2 protein-coding genes are annotated in these 844 nt (G+C 69.3%); both read left to right on the plus strand.

Features of this window, described 5'->3' with window-relative positions; all coding sequences use genetic code 11:
* On the plus strand, window positions 1–681 hold a 681-nt coding region (ccoO, locus tag IE126_RS25725; protein WP_189383239.1), incomplete at its 5' end, for a cytochrome-c oxidase, cbb3-type subunit II.
* Window positions 678–839: a cbb3-type cytochrome oxidase subunit 3 gene (locus IE126_RS25730; protein WP_189383241.1), complete on the plus strand. Its 162-nt coding sequence runs from the start codon at window positions 678–680 to the stop codon at window positions 837–839. The genes ccoO and IE126_RS25730, both read left to right, overlap by 4 nt.
* Window positions 840–844 lie beyond the last annotated feature (5 nt).

Consider the following 844-nt stretch of genomic DNA (forward strand, 5'->3'; position numbering starts at 1 on the left):
GGCGCGATCATCGTCGCGGCGTCCATCGGGGGGCTGGTGGAAATCGCGCCGCTTTTCACCATCGACGAGACGGTGGAGATCCCGGCCGACCTGCGGCCCCTGACGCCCCTGGAGCTGGCCGGCCGCGAGATCTACATGCGCGAGGGTTGCTATGCCTGTCACAGCCAGATGGTCCGCAGCCTGGCGGACGAGATCGACCGCTACGGCCCCTATTCGCTGGCCTCGGAAAGCGCCTACGATCACCCAATGCTCTGGGGGTCCAAGCGCACGGGGCCGGACTTGGCGCGGCTGGGCGAGAAATACTCCGACGCCTGGCATGTCGCGCATCTGACCGACCCGCGCTTGGTGGTCCCGGCCTCGATCATGCCGGCCTATCCCTGGCTGATGCGGCCCCTCGACACTTCCGACCTGTCCGGTGCCCTGGCGACGCTGGCCCGGCTGGGGGTGCCCTATGACGCCGCGATGATTGCGGGGGCCGAGACAGACGCTCTGGCGCAAAGCCGCCCCGACAGCGCAGAGGCCGAGGCCTTCCGCGAGCGTCACGGCGACCGCCCCGCCCTTCGCGCCTTCGACGGCGATCCCTCGCGCCTGACAGAGATGGACGCCGTCATCGCCTATCTGCAATCGCTCGGCGCCCAGACCGACGCCGCCCGGCTGGCCCATGAGGGAACCGTGCCATGAGCCACGACACCCTTGTCCTGCTTGCCAAGACCTTCGGCCCGATCTGGATGATGGGCTTCCTGCTGATCGTCGCCATCCGGGCCTGGGCACCCTCGCGCAAGGCGGCGAATGACCGGGCGGCCCGGTCCATCCTGCCGCAGGAGCCGTCGGATGGCTGAGACCA

Source organism: Gemmobacter nanjingensis, assembly GCF_014652195.1.
Taxonomy (GTDB): domain Bacteria; phylum Pseudomonadota; class Alphaproteobacteria; order Rhodobacterales; family Rhodobacteraceae; genus Gemmobacter; species Gemmobacter caeni.

What these genes read in the sequence shown, in the direction of transcription:
- IE126_RS25730 (WP_189383241.1), top strand. Translation starts at nt 678, where the DNA reads ATGAGCCACGACACCCTTGTCCTGCTTGCCAAGACCTTCGGCCCGATC.